The sequence below is a fragment of the Dyadobacter sp. 3J3 genome, from assembly GCF_009801115.1.
Classification (GTDB): domain Bacteria; phylum Bacteroidota; class Bacteroidia; order Cytophagales; family Spirosomataceae; genus Dyadobacter.
Genome location: NZ_VTOL01000011.1, coordinates 250,428 through 276,217, shown reverse-complemented (window position 1 = coordinate 276,217; position 25,790 = coordinate 250,428). Strand labels below are relative to the sequence as shown.

Annotated in this window: 25 protein-coding genes; 14 read left to right on the top strand and 11 right to left on the bottom strand. The window is 39.0% G+C overall.

Features of this window, described 5'->3' with window-relative positions; translation table 11 throughout:
• The 3 genes from FZF08_RS23335 to FZF08_RS23325 form a co-directional block, all read left to right on the top strand.
• The coding region (locus FZF08_RS23335; protein ID WP_159474142.1) for a transposase family protein at positions 1-326 on the top strand (326 nt) is incomplete at its 5' end.
• 2 nt (positions 327-328) lie between these two features.
• Complete coding sequence (locus tag FZF08_RS23330) at positions 329-565, top strand: DUF2281 domain-containing protein (RefSeq protein WP_159474139.1); 237 nt, start codon at positions 329-331, stop codon at positions 563-565.
• A gap of 1 nt (position 566) precedes the next feature.
• Positions 567-953 (top strand): type II toxin-antitoxin system VapC family toxin, encoded by a 387-nt coding sequence (locus FZF08_RS23325; RefSeq protein ID WP_159474136.1) that lies wholly within the window; start codon positions 567-569, stop codon positions 951-953.
• 33 nt (positions 954-986) lie between these two features.
• Here FZF08_RS23325 and FZF08_RS23320 read toward each other — a convergent pair whose 3' ends face one another.
• On the bottom strand, positions 987-1,748 hold the full coding sequence (locus FZF08_RS23320) for an MBL fold metallo-hydrolase (RefSeq protein ID WP_159474133.1): 762 nt from the start codon (positions 1,746-1,748) through the stop codon (positions 987-989).
• A gap of 8 nt (positions 1,749-1,756) precedes the next feature.
• Positions 1,757-2,134 (bottom strand): response regulator, encoded by a 378-nt coding sequence (locus FZF08_RS23315; protein ID WP_137341445.1) that lies wholly within the window; start codon positions 2,132-2,134, stop codon positions 1,757-1,759.
• A 191-nt stretch (positions 2,135-2,325) separates the two neighbouring features.
• On the opposite strand from FZF08_RS23315, the gene FZF08_RS23310 reads away from it, so the two are divergent.
• The 6 genes from FZF08_RS23310 (at position 2,326) to FZF08_RS23285 (ending at position 9,550) form a co-directional block, all read left to right on the top strand.
• On the top strand, positions 2,326-2,973 hold the full coding sequence (locus FZF08_RS23310) for a DUF1684 domain-containing protein (protein ID WP_159474130.1): 648 nt from the start codon (positions 2,326-2,328) through the stop codon (positions 2,971-2,973).
• Between the two features lie 79 nt (positions 2,974-3,052).
• Positions 3,053-5,467 carry a phenylalanine--tRNA ligase subunit beta gene (gene pheT / locus FZF08_RS23305; protein ID WP_159474127.1) on the top strand — a complete coding sequence of 805 codons (2,415 nt, stop codon included), beginning with the start codon at positions 3,053-3,055 and terminating at the stop codon, positions 5,465-5,467.
• Between the two features lie 138 nt (positions 5,468-5,605).
• The gene (locus FZF08_RS23300; protein ID WP_159474124.1) at positions 5,606-5,950 is read left to right on the top strand and encodes a hypothetical protein; all 345 of its coding nucleotides are present in this window, start codon (positions 5,606-5,608) and stop codon (positions 5,948-5,950) included.
• A complete protein-coding gene (locus tag FZF08_RS23295; protein WP_137341441.1) occupies positions 5,947-6,264 on the top strand; it encodes a cell division protein ZapA in 318 nt (105 codons plus the stop codon). The genes FZF08_RS23300 and FZF08_RS23295 overlap by 4 nt, the downstream gene beginning before the upstream one ends.
• A 162-nt stretch (positions 6,265-6,426) precedes the next feature.
• On the top strand, positions 6,427-7,998 hold the full coding sequence (gene rny, locus FZF08_RS23290) for a ribonuclease Y (RefSeq protein ID WP_159474121.1): 1,572 nt from the start codon (positions 6,427-6,429) through the stop codon (positions 7,996-7,998).
• Between the two features lie 16 nt (positions 7,999-8,014).
• A complete protein-coding gene (locus tag FZF08_RS23285; protein WP_159474118.1) occupies positions 8,015-9,550 on the top strand; it encodes a sigma 54-interacting transcriptional regulator in 1,536 nt (511 codons plus the stop codon).
• 82 nt (positions 9,551-9,632) lie between these two features.
• Here FZF08_RS23285 and recA read toward each other — a convergent pair whose 3' ends face one another.
• Positions 9,633-10,703: a recombinase RecA gene (gene recA / locus FZF08_RS23280; RefSeq protein ID WP_159474115.1), complete on the bottom strand. Its 1,071-nt coding sequence runs from the start codon at positions 10,701-10,703 to the stop codon at positions 9,633-9,635.
• 506 nt (positions 10,704-11,209) lie between these two features.
• Here recA and FZF08_RS23275 point away from each other — a divergent pair.
• The 3 genes from FZF08_RS23275 to FZF08_RS23265 all read left to right on the top strand — a co-directional run bounded on the left by FZF08_RS23275 (position 11,210) and on the right by FZF08_RS23265 (position 14,042).
• A complete protein-coding gene (locus FZF08_RS23275) occupies positions 11,210-11,956 on the top strand; it encodes an acyl-CoA desaturase (RefSeq protein ID WP_159474112.1) in 747 nt (248 codons plus the stop codon).
• Positions 11,957-12,193: 237 nt separating this feature from the next.
• Positions 12,194-13,231, top strand: coding sequence for an aminopeptidase (locus FZF08_RS23270; RefSeq protein ID WP_159474109.1), 1,038 nt, complete (start codon positions 12,194-12,196; stop codon positions 13,229-13,231).
• 16 nt (positions 13,232-13,247) lie between these two features.
• Complete coding sequence (locus tag FZF08_RS23265) at positions 13,248-14,042, top strand: DUF3108 domain-containing protein (protein WP_159474106.1); 795 nt, start codon at positions 13,248-13,250, stop codon at positions 14,040-14,042.
• A gap of 12 nt (positions 14,043-14,054) precedes the next feature.
• On the opposite strand, the gene FZF08_RS23260 is transcribed toward FZF08_RS23265, so the two are convergent.
• The 4 genes from FZF08_RS23260 to dnaA form a co-directional block, all read right to left on the bottom strand.
• Positions 14,055-14,708, bottom strand: coding sequence for a YceI family protein (locus tag FZF08_RS23260; RefSeq protein ID WP_159474101.1), 654 nt, complete (start codon positions 14,706-14,708; stop codon positions 14,055-14,057).
• 58 nt (positions 14,709-14,766) lie between these two features.
• Entirely contained in the window at positions 14,767-15,894 is a 1,128-nt protein-coding gene (locus FZF08_RS23255; protein WP_229216660.1) for a two-component regulator propeller domain-containing protein, read from the bottom strand.
• A 115-nt stretch (positions 15,895-16,009) separates the two neighbouring features.
• Positions 16,010-16,999 (bottom strand): GNAT family N-acetyltransferase, encoded by a 990-nt coding sequence (locus tag FZF08_RS23250; protein WP_159474098.1) that lies wholly within the window; start codon positions 16,997-16,999, stop codon positions 16,010-16,012.
• A 14-nt stretch (positions 17,000-17,013) separates the two neighbouring features.
• On the bottom strand, positions 17,014-18,471 hold the full coding sequence (dnaA, locus tag FZF08_RS23245; RefSeq protein WP_159474096.1) for a chromosomal replication initiator protein DnaA: 1,458 nt from the start codon (positions 18,469-18,471) through the stop codon (positions 17,014-17,016).
• A 237-nt stretch (positions 18,472-18,708) separates the two neighbouring features.
• Between dnaA and FZF08_RS23240 the strand changes: the two genes are divergently transcribed.
• Together FZF08_RS23240 and scpA are read left to right on the top strand one after the other, a co-directional pair.
• Positions 18,709-20,088, top strand: coding sequence for a methylmalonyl-CoA mutase family protein (locus tag FZF08_RS23240; protein ID WP_159474094.1), 1,380 nt, complete (start codon positions 18,709-18,711; stop codon positions 20,086-20,088).
• A gap of 45 nt (positions 20,089-20,133) precedes the next feature.
• Complete coding sequence (gene scpA, locus FZF08_RS23235) at positions 20,134-22,278, top strand: methylmalonyl-CoA mutase (protein ID WP_159474091.1); 2,145 nt, start codon at positions 20,134-20,136, stop codon at positions 22,276-22,278.
• Here the strand turns inward: scpA and FZF08_RS23230 are convergent.
• The 4 genes from FZF08_RS23230 to FZF08_RS23215 are packed head-to-tail and all read right to left on the bottom strand — an operon-like array spanning position 22,275 to position 25,778.
• On the bottom strand, positions 22,275-23,492 hold the full coding sequence (locus FZF08_RS23230; protein ID WP_159474087.1) for a beta-ketoacyl-[acyl-carrier-protein] synthase family protein: 1,218 nt from the start codon (positions 23,490-23,492) through the stop codon (positions 22,275-22,277). The genes scpA and FZF08_RS23230 overlap by 4 nt on opposite strands.
• Complete coding sequence (locus FZF08_RS23225; protein ID WP_159474084.1) at positions 23,476-23,742, bottom strand: phosphopantetheine-binding protein; 267 nt, start codon at positions 23,740-23,742, stop codon at positions 23,476-23,478. The genes FZF08_RS23230 and FZF08_RS23225 overlap by 17 nt, the downstream gene beginning before the upstream one ends.
• Before the next feature lie 5 nt (positions 23,743-23,747).
• Positions 23,748-25,025, bottom strand: coding sequence for an ABC transporter permease (locus FZF08_RS23220; RefSeq protein WP_159474081.1), 1,278 nt, complete (start codon positions 25,023-25,025; stop codon positions 23,748-23,750).
• A 3-nt stretch (positions 25,026-25,028) separates the two neighbouring features.
• On the bottom strand, positions 25,029-25,778 hold the full coding sequence (locus FZF08_RS23215) for an ABC transporter ATP-binding protein (RefSeq protein ID WP_159474078.1): 750 nt from the start codon (positions 25,776-25,778) through the stop codon (positions 25,029-25,031).
• Between the last annotated feature and the right edge of the window lie 12 nt (positions 25,779-25,790).

Sequence of the window (25,790 nt, the reverse complement as noted above, 5' to 3'; positions counted from 1 at the left end):
ATCAGGTTCAGATTCATACCCAGGGACTTAACCTTTTGCTTGATTTAGGGTTTCAGGGAGCTGAAAAAGATTGCCCCTGTGCAATATTACCTTTCAAAAAACCTAAGAAACGAGAATTAACAGATTTGCAAAAGTCTATCAATAAAGGAATTAGTAAAGAACGTGTACTTATAGAGAACGTATTTTCTTCCATTAAAAGGCTAAAAATAGTCAGAAATAAGGTACGGTTAAAGTGTTCCAAAGCCAGACACTTAATCATGATGTTGGCTGTTGGATTGCACAACCTTAGAAATAAATTCAGAAAGCCAATAATAAATCATTCGTGATATTGTCTATTGAATTTAAAGAATATTATAAAATGTCCGAGATTCAATTAATAGAAAAAGTAAAAAAATTACCAACTGCCTATCAAAAGGAAGTGGAAGACTTTGTTGATTTTATTTTGGAAAAAAAAATCAATCAGCCAAAAATGGAGAAGAAGCGTATTTTGGGTTTATTAAAGGGAAAAATGAAAATGAGTGATGATTTTGATACTCCTCTTGAAGATTTTAAGAATTACATGTAAGATGCCACAATATTTATTAGATACTCACACACTACTTTGGATGCAAGATGACAATAAAAATCTTTCTCCATTGGCAAAGAGAATATTAAGCGATGAAGATTCAGAGCTTTATATAAGTGTTGCTTCCTTTTGGGAAATCACAATAAAATTAAGTTTAGTAAAATTAGAACTGGGATACACTATTAATGACCTTATTAACGCTTGTTCAATCTCCAATATTTCAATCATCCCAATCGAAATAGCCTTTTTAAACGAACTACTCATATTGCCATCTTTTCATAAAGATCCTTTTGACAGGATTATTGCATCAACCGCTATAAGCATGAATTTAAGTATAATTACACTAGACGAATATTTAAATCAGTACGATTTGAATATAGTTTGGTAAAATACTGCTTTAAATATATTCCCCACTACTACTTCACAACTCCAAAACCAACCCATCGTAAGCCAGCCTCACATTCGGAGGCAGCTCCTTTTCAACCTCGGCATGTAATCCAAGTCGATGGCTGATATGCGTCAGATAAGCCATAGGAACGTTGAGTTTATCAATTAATTCCAGTGCTTGTGAAAGCGTGAAATGAGAAAGATGTGGTTCTTTTTGTAGTGTATCCAGGACGAGAACGCGCGTGCCTGCAATTTTTTCCTGTTCTATTTCGGAGATATAATTGGCGTCGGTTATGTAGGTAAAATCGCCGATACGGTAGCCATAGACGGCTAGTTTGTAATGCATTACTTCGATGGGCGTAAACTTAACACCCTGAACTTCAAACGGTTCATTTTCTATTGAATGCAACTCAAAGTGTGGAACGCCGGGGTAGCGCATTTCCTGAAATGCATAAGCAAATTCAACCTGAATCTGATTCAGAACTTCTTGCCGTCCATAAAGCGGGATATCTTTTCCCTGACGATGATTGAATGCGCGGGCGTCATCCAGGCCTGCGGTGTGGTCTTTATGTTGGTGTGTGTAAATAATAGCATCCAGTTCACGGACATTGGCCCGAAGCATTTGCTGCCGAAAATCCGGACCGGTGTCAATTACAAAAGATTTTCCATGAACCTGAATCCAGACGGAGGTTCTGAGACGTTTATCGTGGAAATCAGTTGAACGGCAAACGACACAATCACAAGCAATAACGGGTACTCCTTGTGATGTGCCGGTTCCTAAAAATGTAATCTTCATGCAACAAATTATTCTGTCAAATGCGCAACCACTTCTACCAAACGGTCAAAGTTTAAAGGTTTCATAAGCGCATCGTCGAATCCGGCTTCTTTAAAGTCTTCTTCTGAATAATTTTTGGCGTTGCCAGTTATCGCTACAATTGGTGTTTTTGCTTTGTCAGCATTTGCCAATTTTCTAATATTCCGTGCACACTCCATTCCATCCATCACAGGCATATTGATATCCAGCAAAATGATGTCAAAATCTTCCTTTTCAAGAAGCTGTAACACTTGTTCTCCATTCTTTACGGAAGTAATCTCATAGTGTTGAAATTCCAGAATCTTCCTTGCCAGATTTTGAATTACTGAGCTGTCTTCGGCAATGAGTACTCGTTTTGTGTAGGACATATAATGGATCAGGTATTGTTTTTTAATTATTTGGCAGGTGAATTTAGGTAAATTTCATTCAACAACGCAAATTCCGCAGCCGGGAAGTTCCAAAATTATCATAAAAAAATAAATAATCCGGTTCTGATTTTTACAAACGCATATTTCAGATGTAAGTTTGTAATTCTTTTTACTAATTGATTTGCAATATTATGTTCAAAAACAAAGTAATACGCTGGAGTACCCTGGCGATGCTTGTGGCTATCCTCGCTTATTTTTTTATTGAAAATTTTAGTTCCGGCAATGCTGAGGCAGATAAAGACGATTTGATCGCTGCAAATCCGCAGCAATACATCGAAAAAATTACACAGGAAAGGGTTTCAAAAGACGATCAGTTCAGGACTACAAAAGACTCTCCCATTCAGGACAAAGACAACTTTCACGGGCTCCATTATTTTGACATCGACCCATCATATCGTGTAAAAGCATATATTTCACCTTACGATAAAAAGGATGTTGAACTGAAAGTTCCGTATACGGATGGAAGCACAACTACTTATGAAAAAATGGGTTATGCTAATTTCAGTATAAATGGTGTAGCGCAGAAACTTTTGTTATTGAAAAATGAAGCAGTGATTTCTGTTCTTTTCAAAGATGCTACCAGTGGAAAAGAAACTTACGGAGGTGGCCGTTATCTGGATTATCCGGTTTCCAAAATAAAGGGCGATTCGCTGGTCCTTGATTTTAACACAGCTTACAACCCTTATTGCGTGTATGCACCAACCTACGCGTGCCCGGTTCCTCCAAAAGAAAATACTTTATCAGTAGCAATACGCGCAGGAGAACAAGGAAATCATTAATTTTGTTAAAATATTACAAGCAACAAAAAGATAAGAGGTTTTAATAGCTTCTCACCTCGTACCTATATAAAATACCCGCATGAAGATCTCGTATAAGTGGCTTAAAGAAATAATTGAAATTACAGAATCCCCGGAAGAAATAGGTGTATTACTAACCGGAACAGGCCTGGAAGTTGAAGGAATCGAGGAGGTTGAATCCATAAAAGGTGGCTTGAAAGGGGTTGTAATCGGTGAAGTACTGACTTGTGAAAAACATCCGGAAGCAGATCGTCTAAAAATTACAACCGTTGATGTTGGTTTGGAACAACCGTTAAATATCGTTTGCGGAGCTCCAAATGTTGAAGCCGGACAAAAAGTAATTGTGGCTACCGTGGGCGCAACGTTATATCCAACGGGAAGTGACGAACCTTTGGTTTTGAAAAAATCAAAGATAAGAGGAGCAGTTTCAGAAGGAATGATTTGTGCGGAAGATGAATTGGGTTTGGGAGAATCTCACGATGGAATTCTGGTTTTGGATACTGTTCTTTCAAACGGGACACCGGCATCTGAATATTTCGGGATTTCTTCTGATTTCATGATTGAAATCGGATTGACACCAAATCGTGCCGACGCAGCCTCACATTATGGAGTAGCGCGTGATTTGAAAGCGGTTTTGAATCGCGAAATCAAATTGCCTTCGGTTGATTCTTTTGCCGTTGAAAATCATAATTTACCAATAACGGTAACGGTAGAAAATGAAGAAGCGGCACCTCGTTATGCTGGTATTACAATTACAGGAATTAAAGTTTCAGATTCGCCGGAGTGGTTGAAACAACGGTTGGCTACAATCGGGATTCGTTCGATTAATTCGATCGTTGATATTACCAATTTCATTTGCCATGATCTTGGCCAACCGATGCACGCTTTTGATGCTGATAAAATCACGGGAAATAAGGTAATTGTAAAAACGGTAGCAGCAGGCACTCCATTTGTGACACTGGACGGACAGGAAAGAAAACTTTCTGATCTGGATCTGATGATCTGCAATGAAACTGAACCGATGTGTATCGCCGGTGTTTTCGGTGGCTTAACTTCGGGTGTGACTGCGGAAACAACTTCTATCTTTTTAGAATCAGCTTATTTCGATCCGGCATGGGTTCGTCGTACAGCGCAACGTTTTAGTTTGAAAACAGATTCTTCTTTCCGTTTTGAAAGAGGAACAGATCCGAATATGCCGCTTTATGCACTAAAACGTGCGGCGCTTTTGGTAAAAGAAATCGCAGGCGGAACAATCTCGTCTGACATTACCGATATTTATCCCAACCCGGTTGAAGATTTTGAAGTTAATGTGAAATATCGTCACATCGACCGTCTGCTAGGAAAGCCACTTGATAAATCGATAATCAAAACGATTTTAACCGGACTTGATATTAAAATTCAGAATGAAGATGAAATTGGCTTCACTGCTATCGTTCCACCATACCGCGTGGATGTACAGCGTGAAGCGGATGTGATCGAGGAAATTCTGCGTATCTATGGTTTTGGTCAAATTGAATTATCGGCCGGTCTGAGTTCTGATTTCCTTTCTGATTTCCCGGTTAATGATCCGGAAAAACTAAAAATGCGTCTTTCGGAATTGTTGGCTGCTAATGGTTATAATGAAATTATAACAAACTCTTTGACAAAACCTGAACCACAGTCTACTTTGGGCGAAAGTGTTTTTGGTAATCCGGTTAAGATTTTGAATTATCTGAGCGAAGATCTGTCAGTAATGCGTCAGACTCTAATTTTCTCAGGTTTGGAAGTTATTGCTTACAATGCAAACCGCCGTCAAAAAGATCTTAAAATTTTCGAATTCGGTAAAACATACCATGAGTTAAACGGAAAGTATTCTGAGAAAGAACGTCTGGCTCTTTTCATTTCCGGAAATTTCCAGGAAGAAACGTGGCTTGAAAAGTCGAGAGATGTGACTTTCCACGATCTTGCAGCTGCGGTTAATCAGGTATTGTCGGCCATGAAAGTGAAAAATGTAGAAAAGGAAGCTGCTGACGCAAATATTTTCCAACAAGGAATTATGCTTACGCTTAATAAAAAACCGCTGGTTAGTTTCGGCCTGTTAAAATCTTCGATCACCAAAAAAGGAGATATCAAATCTCCGGTTTATTTTGCTGATTTTGACTGGGATTATTTGCTGCGCCAATATAATTATGCAGTTCAGTTCAAAGAAGTTTCCCGTTTCCCGGAAGTACGAAGAGATTTATCGCTGGTTGTTGAAAAGAAAATCACTTTTGAAGAACTTCGTCAGATCGCTTATAAAACAGAACGCCAATTATTACGTTCAGTAAATGTTTTTGATGTTTACGAAGGAGCGAATCTGGAAGGAAAGAAATCCTATTCTATCAGTTTCATTTTACAAGATGATCAGCAAACGCTGACCGACAAAGTAATTGAAAAATCAATGCATCGGTTGATCACCACCTACGAGCGCGAATTGGGTGCTGTCATTAGAAAATAATAATTACCAATCCGTTTGATTAATACGGAATTTAAGAAAAATAAAGGTTTTGTAAAACGTACAAACGATATTAAAACCGGACGGTAATCCGTTCGGTTTTAACTTTTAACTGCGGCTAGATCCGCTTTCGTCAAAAAAATGGAAGAGCTCACTCCACGTATGATTGAAAGAAAATTATCCGACTTGGAGAAGAAGTTGGACATCTTAATCATGACGAAAGAGAAACTAAGTTGGTCAGTTTCAGAATTATTACGCGAGAACTCAGAGTTACGTAATAACAACAGCGAGTTAAAGGAAGAAGTAAAAGAAATAAAGAAAAAATACACTACTTTGCAAAAAGACTTTAATAAGTCTAAAACTTTCGTTAAAATTGTCACTAGTAAACTGACACCAACAGGCGGTTTGTCCGAACTGAAAGAATCTGTTGAACGATATATTGAAGAGATCGATAAGTGCATTGAATTGCTTGAAGATACCTTATGAAAAATAATCATATACCCAATCCCGATGTTTCAGTCTTCATCAAGATACTTGACAGAGGTTTCAAGTTGAGTGTTCCGGCTGACCAGGAAATATTTTACAGGGACGGTTATGATACATTCATGGAAAGAGTACGAATAATTAAGAATAAAGGAAAAGGGAAAGGTTACGACGATATCGAGGCCATAGCGCTTGCTTCTATTGAGTGCCTGGTGGCATTGCAAAGAAATCAAGCCGAGACAGAACGTCTTATGTCCATGTTCGATAACAGGGTGAATATTCTGGATGAAAAAGTTTCAGAAGGTATCCCTAATTAAGTCTGTAAATTTTCTGCCTTGCAAATAGATAAGTAACTCGTTTGCAATCATTTAAACTTTTTATTAATCGTAAATGATCTCCTTATAACCGTAAACAGAGAAGTTCGGCATTTTAAACGCAGTTAGTCGGTAGAACCCAACTATTGTAAACACATTACTAAAATGTCAAATTCTTTAATTTTTATTGCACTTCTATCTGATATCATCGCACTGGGTGTGGGGGTATTTGCAGGTAAATACATTTTCAAAAAGTCATTCGATCAAAAAGAAAAAGAAGCCCAGGACCGGGCGGCTGAGATCGTGCGCAACGCTGAGCAATCGGCCGAAAACATCAAAAAAGACCGTATTCTTGAAGCAAAAGAAAAGTACCTGCGACTGAAAAGTGAATTTGAAGAAGAATCCAACAAGAAAAGGGTAATTCTTCAAACAAATGAACAAAAGCTGAAACAACGTGAGCAAAGTCTTCAGCAAACAGTTGAACAAAGCAAGCGTAAGGAAGCAGAAGTTGAAACACTTAAAACCAACCTGACGCATCAGCTTGAAACTGCTTCTAAAAAACGTGAAGAGGCTGAAAAAATGCTTAGTCAGCAAGTTGCACAACTTGAAAAACTGGCAAACTTAACGGCTGATCAGGCAAGAGATCAATTGGTGGACGCCCTGAAAGCAGAAGCTGATACCAGAGCAGGTTCATACGTGAAAAGCGCTATGGAAGAAGCTCGCCTTACCGCTACAAAAGAAGCTAAGAAAATTGTTATTGAAACCATCCAGCGTACAGCCGCAGAACATGCGATTGAAAACTGTGTATCTGTTTTCAATATTGAAAATGACGATATTAAAGGGAAAATCATCGGTCGTGAAGGACGTAATATCCGCGCTTTGGAAGCTGCAACTGGTGTTGAAATCATAGTGGACGACACGCCGGAAGCGATCGTAATTTCAGGATTTGACCCGGTTCGCCGTGAAATTGCACGTCTTTCTTTACACCGTCTTGTTCAGGATGGTCGTATTCACCCGGCACGTATTGAAGAAGTTGTTGCGAAAACGCGTAAAAATATTGACGATGAAATCGTTGAAATTGGCGAGCGTACCGTTATCGATATGGGTATTCATGGCCTTCATCCTGAGCTTGTAAAAATGATCGGACGTATGCGCTTCCGTTCTTCTTACGGACAAAATCTTTTGCAGCATTCAAGAGAAGTTGCAAAGCTTTGTGCAACTATGGCGGCTGAATTAGGGTTAAATACTAAACTGGCAAAACGTGCCGGTCTGTTACACGACATTGGAAAAGTCTGGCCGGAAGAATCAGATTTGCCACACGCAATTCTGGGTATGGAACTTGCCAAAAAATTCAAGGAAAATCCGGAAGTATGTAATGCTATCGGAGCTCACCATGATGAAATTGAAATGACGAGTATTTTGTCTCCGATCATTCAGGTGTGTGATGCGATTTCAGGTTCCCGTCCGGGTGCCCGCCGTGAGATGATGGAATCTTACATCCAGCGTCTGCGTGACCTTGAAAATATGGCCATGTCATTTGATGGAGTTGAGAAATGTTATGCAATTCAGGCCGGTCGTGAACTTCGTGTGATCATCGATGCCGATAATGTTTCTGATGAAAAAGCGGGTATGCTTTCTTTTGACATCTCGCAAAAAATTGAAAAAGAAATGCAGTATCCGGGACAAATAAAAATTACTGTAATCCGCGAAATGCGCTCAGTAGCTTATGCGCGGTAAACTAGCCTAATGATACATGAAATATTCAGAGCTGACAAGTACACAAACATTGGGCATTCATACGCTTGGTGAATTAAAAAAAGCTGGTTACGAGTCCCGTTCTATCAAGCAGGAACTTCGGGATAACCTTATTGAAAAAATAAAAAGTAAAACAGAAGTTTTTCCTGGTATCTGGGGATATGAAGAAACTGTAATTCCTGATGTGGAACGTGCGATCCTGTCGATGCACAACATCAATTTATTGGGTTTGCGTGGACAGGCGAAAACGCGTATTGCCCGTATGATGGTGAATTTGCTGGATGAATATATTCCATTCGTGAAAGACTCTGAACTTCACGATGATCCGTTGGCCCCGTTATCACGTTTTGCAAAAGATGTAATTGAAGAAAAAGGTGATAATACACCGATTGAATGGCTTCACAGAAGTGAGCGGTACACAGAAAAACTGGCTACGCCGGATGTATCTGTGGCGGATTTAATTGGTGATGTTGATCCAATTAAAGCAGCTACTTTACGGTTGCCATATTCGGACGAACGCGTTATTCATTATGGTTTGATTCCCCGTTCACATCGTGGGATCTTTGTAATCAATGAATTGCCCGATTTGCAGGCGCGTATTCAGGTTGCTTTGTTCAATATTTTGCAGGAAGGTGATATTCAGATCCGTGGTTTTAAATTGAGGTTACCGCTTGATATTCAATTTGTATTTACTGCCAATCCGGAAGATTATACAAATCGTGGTAGTATTGTAACACCTTTGAAAGACCGAATTGAAAGCCAGATTGTAACGCATTATCCGAAAACGCTTGAAGTCGGTAAGAAAATTACTGAACAGGAAGCTGTTGTAAAAAAAGAACAAAAGCAGATCGTTAAGGTTAATGAGCTGATCAAAACTTTGATTGAACAAATTGCTTTTGAAGCGCGTGAAAGTGAATATGTGGATAGCAAAAGTGGTGTTTCTGCCCGTTTGACAATCTCTGCTTACGAAAGTCTTTTAAGTTCTGCTGAAAGACGTGCACTAATCAATGGTGAAGATTCAACTTATGTACGTATTTCTGACCTATACGGCGTAATCCCTGCAATTTGTGGTAAAGTTGAATTGGTTTATGAAGGTGAAGTTGAAGGACCAGTGATTGTTGCGCAAAACCTGATTGGAAAGGCGATTCGTACACAATTCCTGAATTATTTCCCTGATCCCGAAAAATCGAAGAAAAGCAAGATCAATCCATTTGCGAAAGTAATTGAATGGTTTGGTTCAGGAAATGAAATGGAAATGATCGGTGATATGCCGGATCGTGAATACATCGCCCGTCTTAAAACCATAGATGGACTTGATGATTTCGTTGATATGCTAAGTGCCTATGGCGATGCGAATGAAAAACTTTTCATGATGGAATTTGCACTGCACGGTATGGCGGAATATTCTTTGATCGGAAAACAATCGCTTGACCAGGGAATTAAATTCCAGGATCTTGTGAGTAGTATGTTCTCCGGGCCGGATGATGAAGATTTCGATTTTGACGATGATGATGATGAAAAAGGTAGATTCTAAATCTACCTCAAACATATAATAAAAGTAAAGCCCTCCGGAAATTCCGGAGGGCTTTACTTTTATAGGTTATTCAAGACCTGGATCATTCAGGTGCTCCTTCATCAACAATATTTGGTTCCAATGTATCAACCAAAACATCTGGTTCATGGTTTACTTTCGCACGAACTTTTGCTTCCAGTTCATCCATCAATTCCGGATTATCTTTGATAAGCGCTTTTACTGCATCACGGCCTTGTCCAAGACGATTTCCGTCATAACTAAACCATGAACCTGATTTTTTAACAATTTCAAGTTCCACAGCAAGGTCAATGATCTCTCCTACTTTCGAGATTCCTTCGCCATACATGATGTCGAATTCAACTACTTTAAATGGAGGAGCCACTTTATTTTTAACAACTTTCACACGCGTACGGTTACCAAGAATCTGATCAGCACTTTCCTTGATCTGACCTACCCGACGAATATCCAAACGAACAGAAGCATAATATTTTAATGCATTACCACCGGTTGTTGTTTCAGGATTACCAAACATTACACCGATCTTCTCACGAAGCTGGTTGATGAAGATACAGCAGCATCCAGTTTTATTAATTACACCTGTAAGCTTACGCAGTGCCTGTGACATCAAACGAGCCTGAAGACCCATTTTACTATCCCCCATCTCGCCTTCAAGTTCCGCACGGGGAACCAGAGCGGCAACCGAGTCAATCACGATAATATCCACAGCTCCACTGCTGATCAAATGTTCAGCAATTTCCAGTGCCTGTTCACCATTATCTGGCTGGGAAATCAAAAGATTTTTTGTATCAATTCCAAGCTTTTCAGCATAAGCACGGTCAAAAGCATGTTCAGCATCAATAAATGCAGCCAATCCACCTTTTTTCTGAGCCTCTGCAATGCAATGCATTGACAGTGTAGTTTTACCGGAAGATTCAGGCCCGTAAATTTCAACCACACGGCCACGAGGAACTCCTCCTACTCCCAAGGCAAGATCGAGCCCAAGAGAACCTGTTGAAATAACCGGTATATCCAACACTTTACTATCACTCAAACGCATTACAGTTCCTTTACCGTACGTTTTGTCAAGTTTTTCAAGCGTTGTCTGAAGTGCTTTTAATTTGTTTTCTTTATCCGTTGTTGTTGATTGTGCCATAAAGCAGGACAAGTTGATTTGGTTTGTACATAAAAGCGGTTTTTCATTTTAAAACCGCGAGAAATCACTCATTTGACTAATGTAAATTTACCCCTTTTTAACGAGACATAAAAAATAAATTCTCTAGCCCGGAGTATTAGATCTTAGAATTTATTTAAGCTGTTTACAGCCATTCGATAAACTCAGTAACAAAGATATGATATTTTCCGTATCAATTAAAGTATTACACAAAAAATTTATAACATAATATTAAACAGATATTTAGTACTTAAATCGAAATTATTTTTCAAGTATTTATGGTCATATTTCGTAAAAATAATTTTTACTATTAGTATCATTATTTGGTTTGACAAACTTAATTCCCGGGAAGCCTGCTATCCTAAAAAATTTCCTTTTTTATGCCAGATCAAAGTCTCTGCCACAACTGATTTTTATCATCTTCCCTTTGTTGCTGCCTGAATAAATTTGTCCAGTTAAAATCATATTCTTCTTTTCGATCTGCTTAAATGATCATATTAATCTTTTTTATTGCGCATTGGTACTTGTCCTTATTAATGCAGACATTTTTCCTGCATCGTTATGCAGCTCACAAAATGTTTACAATGAGTCCGGCCTGGGAGAAATTTTTCTATACGGCCACGTGGGTTTTTCAGGGATCCTCTTTTTTAAGTCCCTATGCATATGGCGTCATGCACAGGCTACATCATGCTTATGCGGATACAGAGCTCGATCCGCACTCTCCAAGTTTTTCCGACAGCATCGTGGATATGATGTGGAAGACGAAAAATTACTATAACAACATCGTTCACAAAACCGACACAATTGAACCTAAATTCAAGAAAGGTGTACCTCATTGGGAATTCATGGAAAAACTTGGAGACTCCTGGATTTCAAGAATTGGCTGGGGCGTATTTTATATTGCTTTTTATATACAATTTGCTACTTCCTGGTGGATGTTTTTATTGCTGCCCATTCATTTCCTGATGGGTCCCGTTCACGGCGTCATCATCAACTGGTATGCACATCGTTACGGATATGTAAACTTTAAAGTAGACGATACGGCCAAAAATCTGCTCCCTTTTGACTTTCTGATGATGGGAGAATCCTATCATAACAATCACCACAAATACGGTGGCCGAGCCAATTTCGGTTTTAAATGGCATGAGTTCGATCCTACTTATCCTTTCATTTTGCTACTCAACAAACTGAAAATTATTCGGCTTAAACCGGACAATGATCTGAAATACATGTAAACACCCTCCCTCTATACTTGGTTTGAAATTTGTGCCTCGTGGTAAATTTTTGCCACGAATGCACAAATTTTCACAAAATGAATTAACAAACTTATCGAATTTCAAAATTCTCCGTTTCCGGACATTAAGAAATTGTAATCCCGTCAATTAAACCAGCAGGTTTTCTCTATTTTTGTTTTATCGAAAAAGGCCGGTTATATTGACTGGCCTTTTTCGATAAAACAAATTTGTATTTCCGTGGTAAAAAAAATATTTCTTGGCTTATTTGTTTTGCTGATTTTGCTTGGTATTTATTACCATGATCTGGTCAGTTACGGCTGGATGCAGGCCAAAGGGCAGGTTACAATTCTTATGAATGTTCAGGATGTGGAAGAAGTTCTTCATGATCCTGCATTTCCGGATTCTTTAAAATCAAGAATTCGGCTTATTGAAGAAATCAAGCAATTTGGTGTGGATTCTCTTGGTTTGAGTCCTTCAAAAAATTATACAACATTTTATAATCAACACGGAAAACCGCTAATATGGGTTATCAATGCCTCGGACAGATATCGAATAAATGCTTACAAATGGTCATTTCCAATCATTGGTACTTTCCCATATAAAGGATATTTCGATTCAACCCGGGCCGTGCGGGAAGAGAAGGTTTTGAAACAGGAAGGTTTTGATACCGACATCGGGGAAGTGTCAGCGTGGTCTACACTTGGATATCTGAAAGACCCGATTCTTTCCAGTATGTTAAGGAGGCGTGAGGGAAGTCTGGCCAATTTAATACTCCATGAACTTACGCATGGTACGCTTTTTGTCAAAAATGACCTTGAATTGAATGAAAATCTGGCCAGTTTCGTCGGAGATTTGGGAGCAATTCGTTTTTTAAAACAAAAATATGGTCTGGAATCGAAAGAACTTCGTACATATCAATTTTCGAAAAAATATAACGATGCTTATTCGCAGCATATGCTGAGGGGAATTTCAAGACTTGACAGCTTATATACTTCATTTGACAAAGTGAAACTGGACACCTCAGCAAAGGATATTTTAAAGAATCAGGTAATTTTAAAAATACTTAATGATGCTGATACACTGTTTGCTGATAAAAAAACGTTGAAAACCAAAAGCCGGTGGGAAGGTAAAAACCTGCCTAATAATGCTTACTTTATCAGTTATCAGACTTATAAGTCAAAGCAAAATTTATTTCGTAATGAATTTGAAACAAAATTCGGAGGGAATTTCAGAAAGTATTTGTCCTATTTAAAAGAAAAATATCCTTCCTTATAGTAATACAACGATATATATGAAGAGATTGAAAATTACGATTATTGCAGTTTTATCACTTATGGGAATCCTGGCTTTCAGGCAGTTTGAACAAAATAGAATTATCGTAAATAAAAGTTTCAGTTTTGGTGAAAAGGTAGAATACCGCGTTCATTACGGTTTTATCAATGCGGCCGAGGCCAAGGTTGAAATTGCCAGAAACTTATCAATTGTCAATAATCACCCGTGTTACAAGATCAACGTTACTGGCAGAACTGTTGGAGCTTTTGATCTGATCACGCGTGTACGTGACAATTGGCGATCGTATGTGGATACGCTTGCCATTGTGCCGCATATGTTTTACCAGAGCATTCAGGAAAATAAATACCGGAAAGAGGAAACAATTGTTTTTAATCACGACAAAGATCAGGCTACTTCGACCATTAAGGATGAAACCAAGACATTTAACTGCCCTAATAATATCAATGACATCATCAGCGGCTATTTTTTTCTTCGTACAATAAATTTTGAGAAAGTAGCTTTGGGTGAAGTTATTGAAATTCCGACTTTTTTTGGTGACGAGGTTTATAAACTTCGTATCAAATATGCTGGTAAAGACGTGATCAAAACGAAATTTGGAAAGATTAAAGTTTTGAAATTAAATCCTTTAATTCCTGATAATAAATTATTTAAGGGAGAAGGCGCAGTAAAGTTATGGGTTTCAGATGACGTCAATAAAATTCCTCTTAAAGCTGAGGTGGAACTTGCCATCGGATCTCTGGAAATGGATATCAAATCGGTCAAAAATCTTCAGACTGAACTTCAATGGTTTTAATTGATTAATATATTATTTTTTTGCTATAATTTTTACCTGGAATTCAATCGAATCCGATATAACCTGATTAGCTAAAATATCATAGAATTTACTTGATTTATAACGCACGTCCCATTTTGCACGATCAATGACCAGCCAGCCATTTGCTTGCGCAACTCCATTCTTAACTTCCATCCGGACTGGAAATGTAACGGAGTGTGTAATTGCTTTAATGCTCAGATTCCCGGTAACTTTATGATTATCAGCATTTATATATGCAATCTTGGTAATAGTAATTTTGGAAAATGGGAATTTTTTAATATCAAAAAAATCAGGATCTTTTAAATGGTTAACTAGTTTATTATCACGACCATGGTTTTTATCTTCAATTGTATTCATGTCGATTTCAACTGACCCGCCTTTAAGTTTACCGTTTTCAATCATCAATTCCCCTTGCGATATATATACGTATCCGGTATGACTGTTTGAACCAATCAAGCTTGAACCTTTCCATGTTACAACACTTTCCTTTGTATCTATACTATATTTTTCATTTGATACATGTCCCAGAGAGGTAGAGCTTTCCGTTTCGATATTTTTATTTTCCTCTTTTACACCTCCACCGCACCCAAAGAACAATGGGATAATAGTTAAAATTAAGTAAATGACTGATAGCTCCTTATTCATAAAACAGAAATAAAATTGATTAATAATTGAGAAATGATTTTCAAATCGCCGATACAAATTATTTCTGACCCTTTTTACGTTTAAAATCCCTGATGGTCTTTCCATCGTAACGAAATACCCCACTCTCAGCTCCCAAAGCTCCAAACCAAATACTTCCATCGTTAGCTTCCAAAATCCCGCAAAGCATTCCCGGTCCTTTTATTGTCATTATTTCGGTTACAGTGGGTTTTTTATTGTATAATGTATTATGACTGTAACGGGAAAGTGCCCAGACCGCTCCGTTAGGAGGATTTATGCTACCAGTAGTCCAAATATTTCCTTTTTTATCTTCAATCATTGCAGATGCACCTCTCTCCGACACCTTGGTATAGGTGGTGCCGTCAAAGCGCCAAAGCCCGGCTTCAACGGTCAAAATAATGCCTTTACCTGATGTTCTTTTTCGGTCTTTGACTATCGAGCCCCCGAACCAAATATTACCTTTTCGATCTTCGATTATATCCCCGACATTGTAAAAGGGTTTACCGTCTTTATTTCTGAAAACTGTAAATGTTTTTCCGTCATAAAAACAAGCATCGCCACGTGTTCCAAACCATAATTTCCCGGTTTTGTCTTCCATAATAGTTGTAATATTGTTATTGGGAATTCCGTCTTTCGTCGTAAAATTCCGGAAAGATTTCCCCACTGTCTGGTTGGGATCAAAGCGGCTTGCTCCACCTGCTGTGGCGAACCAAATATTTCCGGCTTTATCTTCATAAATCTTAAAGACAATATTGCTCACAAGCCCATCCTTTGTAGTAAAATGTTGAAAGGATTTCCCAACTGTCCGTTTGCGATCATAATAATAAACCCCGGAATCAGTAGAAGCGAACCATAAGTTTCCACGCCGATCTTCCAGAACATCCCAGAATCTATGAGAACCTATTTCACTTGTGAGATTAGTAAATGATTCGCCTACATCCTGTTTTGGATCATATCGAAAAACACCAGAAGATGATGCGGCAAACAAAATGGTCCCGTTTCTGCCTTTTTTGACATTACGAACCATTGCGTCAGGCCCATAAGAATAGCTTGTGTTTTTGGTTTCAGACTTGATATTATTTTGGGATTGGTCAGTTTTGCCTTGTCCATTAGAAGAAATGCAAAAAACAAACATCAATAAAGTACATACGCACACCAGCTTGGTCATATTCTCATTGTTTTTAAGATTTCAACAAAGCTAATAGTCTTTATCCTGTCGTCTGTTAATGACCTGTAAAAGAAGGTTAACGAAATGTAAAAGTTGTTTGGGATTTCAAAAGCTTTTAGTTAGTGCCTGATTTAAGTGATTTCTTCACCCGCCAGTTTTGAATTTGTTTGAAAGGAAATGGCAAATCGTTTTTTCTGATTGAAAAATAAGGAACGGGAGAAGCTCCAAAACTTTTGTAGAAACTGGAAATTTTTTTTATCTCAGGACTTTCAAAGTCAAAACTCAGTGATTTTCCAGCATATAGTTTGAAATAATGATCCAGCAAAACGGTTCGGGCGTTCTCTTTTCTTCCTATCAAATCTGCTGCATTGAACAAAAATATTACCATTTTATCCGCTTTCACAAACAAAGCTCCTGCATTAATCCTGCCATCCTTTTCTGCATAGAAAACATTTGCTGCGCTATTAATTTTTAATGCGTTAAATAAGCAAGACAAAATTTCATATGCTTTTTCAGAAACTCCGCCCGAAATTCCTGCCGCATGATGGTCTCGAAATAATTGAATAAGAGGCTCAATATCTTCACTGGGTTTAATTATCCAATCAAATTTTTCACCCCTTTTCAAATTGGCTTTTCGGTCAGAAGAATATTTTAACTGAATGTCAGGAAGTGAATCAGATAAAGAAAGCCAGTAAGTATGATTATGCTTTACTTCGAATTTTGGAAAGTGATGAAAGACATCCGATAGAATCGCTGAATGATCAGGATGAAAATGATAGGAAGAGATGTAGGAAAAAGAGGAAGAAAGTTTTTTCAAAAACAAATAAAGCTGTTGCTCCGAAATTTTATCTATTGAAAATAAGCCCAGATATTGACAAAATAAAGGCTGCTGAACTACTTCAATATTCCATTTGCGTTTAATTGGCAAGGGCATTACAATCTGATAATCGTCAGCAGAAGGCCAAACGATCGCTTTCCAATTATCGCAAACAACGTCAAGATACCAACTGTTTGCATATATTATGCTTTGTTCAGATTTTGTGATCAACTCATTCCAGCGCTCATCAATAATTTCGGAGCGCGGAAGCAGGATCGGCAAAGTCATAAACTGACTATTTTTTACTTAAAGTAACTGCGAAGCTTTTGCAAAGTTTCTTCTACATCAGGTGTTTCGTCCATCAGTAAATTTACACTTTGAATCGAGTGAATAACCGTACTGTGATCTCTTCCCCCAAAATGATAGCCAATAGATTTCAAAGGAAGATCAGTGTATTCTTTTGCCAGAAACATAGCAAGCTGACGCGGATAAACCACTTCTTTTTTACGGCTTTTACTTTTCAGATCAGCAATGGTTACTTTGAAATAATCTGCTACAACTTCCTGAATCGTATCAATCGTAACTTCCTTATCCTCGTTCATCACGATGTTTTTCAGCGTATTTTTCGCCAGTTCAACATCAATTTCACGACGAGTCAAAGAAGCCTGAGCCATCAAAGAAACAATTACACCTTCCAGTTCACGCACGTTAGAATTCACGCTGTGCGCTATATATTCAATTACATCATAATTGATATCGATTCCTTCCGCCTGGATTTTCTTTTGAATAATAGCAATACGTGTTTCAAAATCCGGCGTTTGCAAATCCGCCGTTAAACCCCATTTAAAGCGTGATAGCAAACGATCCTGCAAACCTTCAAGCTCTCTCGGCGGACGGTCACTCGTCATGATAATCTGCTTGCCTAATTGGTGCAAGTGATTAAATATATGGAAGAAAGTATCCTGTGTTTTTTCTTTTCCTGACAAAAACTGAACATCATCAATCGCCAAAACATCCACTTTCATGTAGAAATCCGTGAAATTTTGCAGCGTATTGTTTTTGATCGAGTTGATAAACTGATTTGTAAATTTCTCCGAAGAAACGTAAAGTACCAGCTTATTGTCGAAGTGGTTCATGATATAGTTCCCGATAGCCTGTACAAGGTGCGTTTTACCAAGCCCCACGCCGCCGTACATCATCAAAGGGTTGAAGGAAGTCAAGCCAGGTCGCTGAGCAACTGCAAAGCCCGCAGAACGCGCCAAACGATTACAATCTCCTTCGATGAAATTATCAAAAGAATAATTCGGATTCAGATACGTGTCAAGATTCATCGAATCCTGATCTTTCACATTATTATTATTTGAACCCATTCTTGGGTCCGTAGCAAAATTATCAGGTTTCGAATATTTCGGCGACTTCACAGTCGACACATTCATGGTAAGCGGCTGATGCTTCTCGTTTCCTGTGTCAACGATTATTGAATATTCCAGAAGACCATCACGACCGATGGCATAGTCCAAAGCTTTTCTTAAGAGATTAACGTAGTTATCTTCCAGCCATTCGTAAAAAAACTGACTTGGTACCTGAATCGTAAGGACTTTACCATAGATTTTCAGTGGTCGGATTGGCTCGAACCACGTTTTAAAACTCTGCTCAGGAATATGCTGCTGAATCACCCGAAGGCAACTATCCCATATTTGGTCTACTTCTCTATGTGCGGTTACTCTTTCCAATGTCAAACTTGCGTAATCAGATATCATAAATCAAAAGGACGGCAAAGATAAGAAAATAGATGGTCTCTGCAGATAAACCAGTGTTGAATTTAAAACCATTCCCAAGGAATACCAAGCCCAAAAATAAATCCATTGGAATAATCCAACCTATTGACGGCCAATTTCCTGTCTGGTAACATGAGAATTAAAAAAATGTAATCTCAAATTAGTAGCTTTGTTCAGGCACGCCGACTTTGAAAAAAATGTTCTGTCAAAATTGAAATTATGTCAAAACTGCTGTTTTCAGAATTCAAATTCTCAACAAAAGACACCTGGAAAAAGCAGGCTGAAAAAGAACTAGGAGAAAATAAAACAAGGATCGGCAGTTGGGAGATCGCTCCTGATTTATTCGTAGAACCTTATTACACAGGGGAAAACCTCGAAGATGAAGCGATAAGTAATTTACAAAATTGCCAGAAAAAAAATCCAGGATGGCTCAATATACCTTTCATTTCTTTCGACAAAGCCTGGCCAAACAATGCAAAACTAAAATCTTCTTTGGAATCCGGTGCTGACGCGGTTATCCTTGATCTGACAGAAATGGATCTTATAAAATCTGAGCTTTCGAAAACATTGCATGGGATAAGGCTGAGTGACACACCAATATTTTTTCGTACATCAATAAATTCTGAAAATTTATTTGAAGAAATTTCCCGCGGCGCCGGATATTACCTGAAAGGCGGGATTTATAATGATCCTTTGGCGAATTGGATGCGTACCGGAAATGATTTTGAAGAAGCAACGGAAAACATCTGCAAAGTCCTAAACCAGACAAAACTGATGCGTGAATTTCGTCCGTTTATGATCGAAAGTCACGTGTTCCATAACGCAGGTGCAAATGTGGTTCAGGAGCTTGCTTTTCTGCTGGCTTCAACGGTTCATTATCTTGACAAATTGACCGATGCCGGAATTTCTCCGCTCCATGCATTATCCCGATTTTTTTATTCCATATCGATTGGTACAGAGTATCTGACAGAAATTTCAAAACTTCGTGCTTTAAGATTTCTTTACAGAAAAATCAGCCGGGCTTATCAGGTACCTGATGAACTTTGTAACGTTTTTATTCAAGCGCAGACTTCTACATTTTACGATTCAGCGCACTCCGCCGAAACTAATATGATAAGATCAACTTCTGAGGCCATGAGTGCCGTTATTGGCGGATGTAACGGATTGTCGGTTCAGGCTTTTGATCATTCGTTTAAACATCCGATAGAATTCAGCGAGCGGGTGGCCAGAAATGTTTCCTCGTTGCTCGCAAATGAAAGTTACCTTAGTGCGGTTGCAGATCCGGGAGCTGGTTCTTATCAAATTGAAATGATGTCGCTAAAAATTGCGGATGCAGCCTGGGAATTATTTTTACAAACAGAAGAAAAAGGAGGCCTGATTTCCGCTTTTAAACAAGGTTTTATCCAGTCAGAAATTGAAAATTCCTGGCAGAAAAAAATAGACGATTTGAATGGCGGAAAAATTATGATCGGCGTTAATAAATACAAGTCGGAAGTAGATTCCGTTTACATAAGTGAAATTGACAGTTCGAAAAATAATTTTACCGACTTTTTAACTTTGCCCAATAGGAATTTGTCTACAACAATTTTCAAAAAATAGAGGAAGTCAGAAACCAAATCTGCTTTTAAAATAAAAACTAAAATTATGAAGCCTGATTTTAAAAATATTACGCTTCAAAAAAGTGAAGAAACGATACCTCTTCCCGAAAAATCGGCAAAGCCTTTTCTAACCCAGGAAGGAATAAAATTAAAATCATCCTACCAAAAAGAAGACTTGGCTGAATCCGGTCACCTCAGTTCCGGTGCAGGTTCCGCGCCTTATCTTCGCGGTCCTTACGCCAGTATGTATCTGGAAAGACCGTGGACGATACGCCAGTATGCTGGTTTTTCCACCGCTGAGGATTCCAATGCATTTTACAGACGTAATCTTGCGGGAGGACAAAAAGGACTTTCTGTGGCTTTTGATCTGGCCACACATCGGGGATATGATTCGGATCACCCGCGTGTTACGGGTGACGTTGGAAAAGCAGGCGTCGCCATTGATTCGGTAGAAGATGTCAAAATACTTTTTGATCAGATACCACTCAATGAAATGTCGGTTTCCATGACCATGAACGGAGCCGTTATTCCTATTATGGCGTTTTATATTGTCGCAGCCGAGGAACAGGGCGTATCTGCAGAAAAACTTTCCGGAACCATTCAGAATGATATTCTGAAAGAATTTATGGTGCGCAATACTTACATATACCCACCTACGCCTTCCATGCGCATTGTCGGAGATATATTTGCTTATACCTCCCGTTTAATGCCAAAATTTAATTCCATCAGTATCAGCGGTTATCATATGCACGAAGCCGGTGCGCCGGCACATATCGAGCTTGCTTACACGCTTGCAGATGGACTGGAATATATTAGAACCGGCCTTAAGGCAGGAATGGAAATTGATGATTTCGCACCAAGATTATCTTTTTTCTGGGGAATTGGTATGAATCACTTTATGGAAATCGCTAAACTCCGGGCCGGAAGATTATTATGGGCGAAAATTGTGAATCAGTTTAATCCAAAATCGGATAAATCCCTGGCATTACGAGCACATTGCCAAACCAGCGGTTACAGTCTCACAGAGCAGGACCCATATAACAATGTGGCACGAACATGCGTGGAAGCGATGGCGGCAGTTTTAGGTCATACACAATCGCTACACACAAATTCACTGGATGAGGCCATTGCTTTACCTACGGATGCCTCGGCCAGAATCGCCCGCAATACCCAATTATTTTTGCAGTTTGAAACCGATATTTGCAAAGCCGTTGACCCCTGGGGCGGTTCTTATTATGTTGAATATCTTACCAATGAACTTTCTCAAAAAGCCTGGGAATTAATTGAGGAAGTTGAGCAACTGGGGGGTATGACAAAGGCAATCGAAACGGGTTTGCCAAAGATGCGTATTGAGGAAGCTGCTGCCAGAAAACAGGCTAGAATTGATGCGGGCAGGGAAATCATAGTGGGCGTAAATAAATTCAAGACCGATTCAAAAGAAGTTTTGGACATACGGGATATTGATAACAACAGTGTCCGGGAAGCTCAGATTAACCGACTTATCAGAATAAAATCACAAAGAAATCAGGAAGAAGTTTTGGAAGCATTAGCAGCTATCACAGTTGCTTGTAAAAAAAGGGGCGGCAAAGACATGGAGAGTAATTTACTGGCACTGGCCGTGGACGCTGCCCGTAAAAGAGCTACATTAGGAGAAATATCTGATGCGATGGAAAAAGAATTCGGACGATATAAAGCGGTAATCCGGTCGGTATCCGGAATTTATAAATCAGAAGTCTCTGATGATGAAAATTTCCGGCTCGCTCAAGAAATGGCTAATCAGTTTGCAGAAATGGAAGGCAGGCGACCCCGGATTTTAGTCGCAAAAATGGGCCAGGATGGCCATGACCGGGGAGCAAAAATAATTGCCACAAGTTTTGCAGATCTTGGATTTGATGTAGATATCGGCCCGCTTTTTCAAACACCCGAAGAAGTTGCAAAAAACGCAGCTGAAAATGACGTTCATATTGTAGGTACATCCAGTTTAGCTGCTGGGCACAAAACGCTTATTCCACAACTTATTGAAGAATTAAAAAAAATAGGACGGGAAGATATTATGGTTGTTGCAGGAGGAGTAATTCCTTCCCAGGATTATCAGTTTTTATATGATGCCGGTGTGAAAGGAATTTTTGGACCCGGGACAATTATTTCCGTGGCTGCCCAGAAGATTTTGAAGGATTTGATGGAGGATTAATCCGCCCTCCCCAAAACCAAAGAAGTACAATTCCCCCCAAAACCAAAAGAATTAGAAAGAACATACTTTACCGGAATTCCGGTTTGAAGTTCGCCAACAGGCTTTGCATCATAGTCTTTCATATTTGTCTCGATATGCAGACTTGGATAAATTTCGGAATGTATTAAACTGAATATGCTGAATATAGCCTCAACCGCTCCCGATGCTCCCAGGGTATGTCCAGTGTATGATTTTGTTGAATTAAAAGGTGGCACTTTGTCAAATACTGTTGAGATTCCGGTCAATTCAACGCTGTCATTATTGGGTGTTCCGGTTCCGTGCGCATTGATATAATCAATTTCAAAAGCATTAATCCCGGCGGATTTTATCGCTTCCTTCATACAAATAATAGCACCAACCGCGTCATCAGACATAGCAGACGGATGGTGCGCATCATTGGAATTACCATATCCTGCGATCTCCGCATATTTTTTTTTATTCCCGACAATTTCTTCGGATTCCAAAACAAGATAAGCCGCGGCTTCTCCAAGATTTAAGCCATCCCGGTTTTCATCAAAAGGTTTGCAGGGAGATTCAGAAAGGATTTTAAGTGAATTGAAACCATTGACCGTATATTTTGCCAGCGCATCAACACCGCCTACAATCACGCGTTTGGCACGACCGGATTTTATCAATCTGGCACCCATCATAATGGCATTGGCAGAGGACGAACAAGCGGTATTAATAGTATTCGTAAATCCGTTGATCTTATATTTTTCAACCAGTTTCAAAGTATGCGCTGCACAGCCATATGCTTCCAGATACTCAGATCCAGCTGATTTTAAATTCGCGTCTTCATACAACTGATCCGTCAAACACATCCCTCCAACGGTACTTGCAGAAATAAGGGCGGTATCAAAAGAGGAAATTTCGTGTTCTGTCAAACCTGCATCATGAATCGCTTCCTCAAATGCCTTGACTGCCAAAAGTGAAGTCCGGGTATAACCTGGCTCATTTTCCAGACCCAGAATATTTTTCAGTTTCTCATTACTAAATTTAACTTCACCAAAAGGTAACACAGAAGTGTAATAGGATTCAAAATTAATTGCCTTTCCAATTCCAGCTTTTCCACTCAGTAATCCTGTATGATTTTCCTCAACATTAGCACCCAGTGCAGAAATAATACCTATCCCCGTCACATAAACTTTACCTGAAACTTCACGCTTTTTTTGCATTCGTTATAATATACGCTGCCATATGGTTTACATCCACCAGAATTTTCCGTCCCTCAGCAGGATTTGTAATTTTAATTCCGTATTCCCTTTCTAACAACACCACCAATTCAAGAGAATCGATCGAGTCCAGACCCAAATCACCTCCAAAAAGAGGTTCATCATCTTTTATATCCTGAGGGTTTATATCCAGTAAATTCAAATATTGTACGATTTGTTCTTTTATAACTGGCTTTAAGCTTTCAATTTCCATTAGTATCAGATAATTTTTTCTATTCTAAGTTTAATATAAGTGCAAAGTTGGCAAATCAAAATGAATACTCCCAAAAACAGTATAACCCACCTAAGCTCATGCCAGCTGCCGCCTTTCAGAAAAAGAATATAAAATCCTTCCAGGCACCAGTGCAAAGGTGAAAAATTACTGGCAAACTGCATAAATTCCGGCATCACAAAAGTAGGAACTAAAATACCGCCAATGGCACCGAAAATAATAATGGATATCGCGCCAAAACCATTCGCCTGCTCCTGCGTGTGCGCCAAAGCTCCGATCAATAAAGCATAACTTACAGCAGCCATACTACTGATTAAAACGACCGCTGCAAAAGCTGGAAAATTAGTCGGAATTGTTAATTCCGGCAAACCGATTTTAGGTAGAATCCAGATTCCTACGGAAAATGTCAAGGCAACCTGAGAGATAGCAACGACTACATAAATCGCCATTTTGCTGAACATCACCAGCATAAAACTGGTTGGCATCGTTTTAAGTCTCAAAAAACTTCCGTTAACCCGCTCCTTTACAATATTACTTCCAAGTGAGACAACCATAAAAAACATGGCAAAAATTGTCCATGCCGGTACGTTATGTTGTGTTGAGTTTGGCACCGCAACGGAATTTCCGTTTGTGGCGATGATCTGGTTAATTTTAACCCGGTTCACAGCCATTTTCTCATTCAGCTTTTCTGATTTTGGCTCCATATCCATATCGGCATAAATCCTGTCGATCATCATAGACTTCTCGATCACGCCAACATAAGAATCTATCACCCCCATCACTGAAGCGCTATAATTTTCCTGCAAAACAGGATCATGGTAAAAAGAAAGGGCAGGCATATCTCTCGTTTTTACAATAGCCGAATCGGTCTCCAATCCAAAATCACGCATCATCATGTGACTAACCTCTCCCGTATTACTTTCCAGTCCGCTTGTAAAATTAGGCGGGATAAAAAGCGCAATCATCTTTCCTCTTGCCAGCAATTCCTTTTTCAAAGCTTTTTCCGGGAGGCTGTTCAACGTATCAATTTTGAAAAGCCGGGATGTGATCAGTAAATCCAGTAATTTATTGCCTTGGTTCCCTTCATCATGATTAACGACCAGCATCGGAATTTCATTTTCATTCACGATTTTGTAAGCGCTGTCCTGAATAATAGTGATTATAAAAACCAAAAGGAGGGGCATCAAAAACATAAGCGCAAGGCCTACTTTGTCGCTGACAAGCAAAATAAATTCCTTACGAATGGATGAAAAAAATTTGAACATAGGTTAATCCCGATACTCCTCTCCTGTCAGTTTTATAAACAAATCCTGTAACCCCGAAACATTATTTTCAGCTAATAAGTCAGTCATGCCACCTTCGGCAACCACTTTTCCATGATCAATCAGCGCAATGCGATTACAGAATTCTTCCGCTTCCGACATATGATGAGATGTATACACAATCGTTGTGCCAGCCCGGTTAATTTCCCGAAGATATTTTATGATAGCATTCTTGCTCTGTACATCCACACCCACTGTTGGTTCATCAAGAAATAAAACAGCAGGCTTGTGAATAAGGCCTATGGCAAGGTTGACACGCCTTTTCATCCCTCCCGAAAAGGTAGAAACTACCTTATCCGCAACCTTTGTCAAACCAAGTTCGTCAAGCAATTCTCCGATTCGTTCCGACAGTACTCCTTTGGAAAGATTGTACATTGCTCCAAAATAATCCAGATTTTGTCTTGGTGTAAGCTCCTGATAAAAAGCATATTCCTGTGGGACAAAACCTAGCCTGCTTCTCCGTTCTATACCTGAGATTTCCACTCCTCCTATGTAAAAAGATATATTTCCTTGCGAAGGAGGAATAATTCCACAGAGAATAGAAATGAGTGTCGTTTTCCCTGCACCGTTTGGCCCAAGTAAACCGTACACATCCGATTCATTGATTTTCAGGGTAACATGACTCAGGCTGTCTTCCTGTGCAGACTTATATCTTTTAGTAACATTTTCAATATGAATTGACGGACCTTTGTGCATCGTAAAACTGAT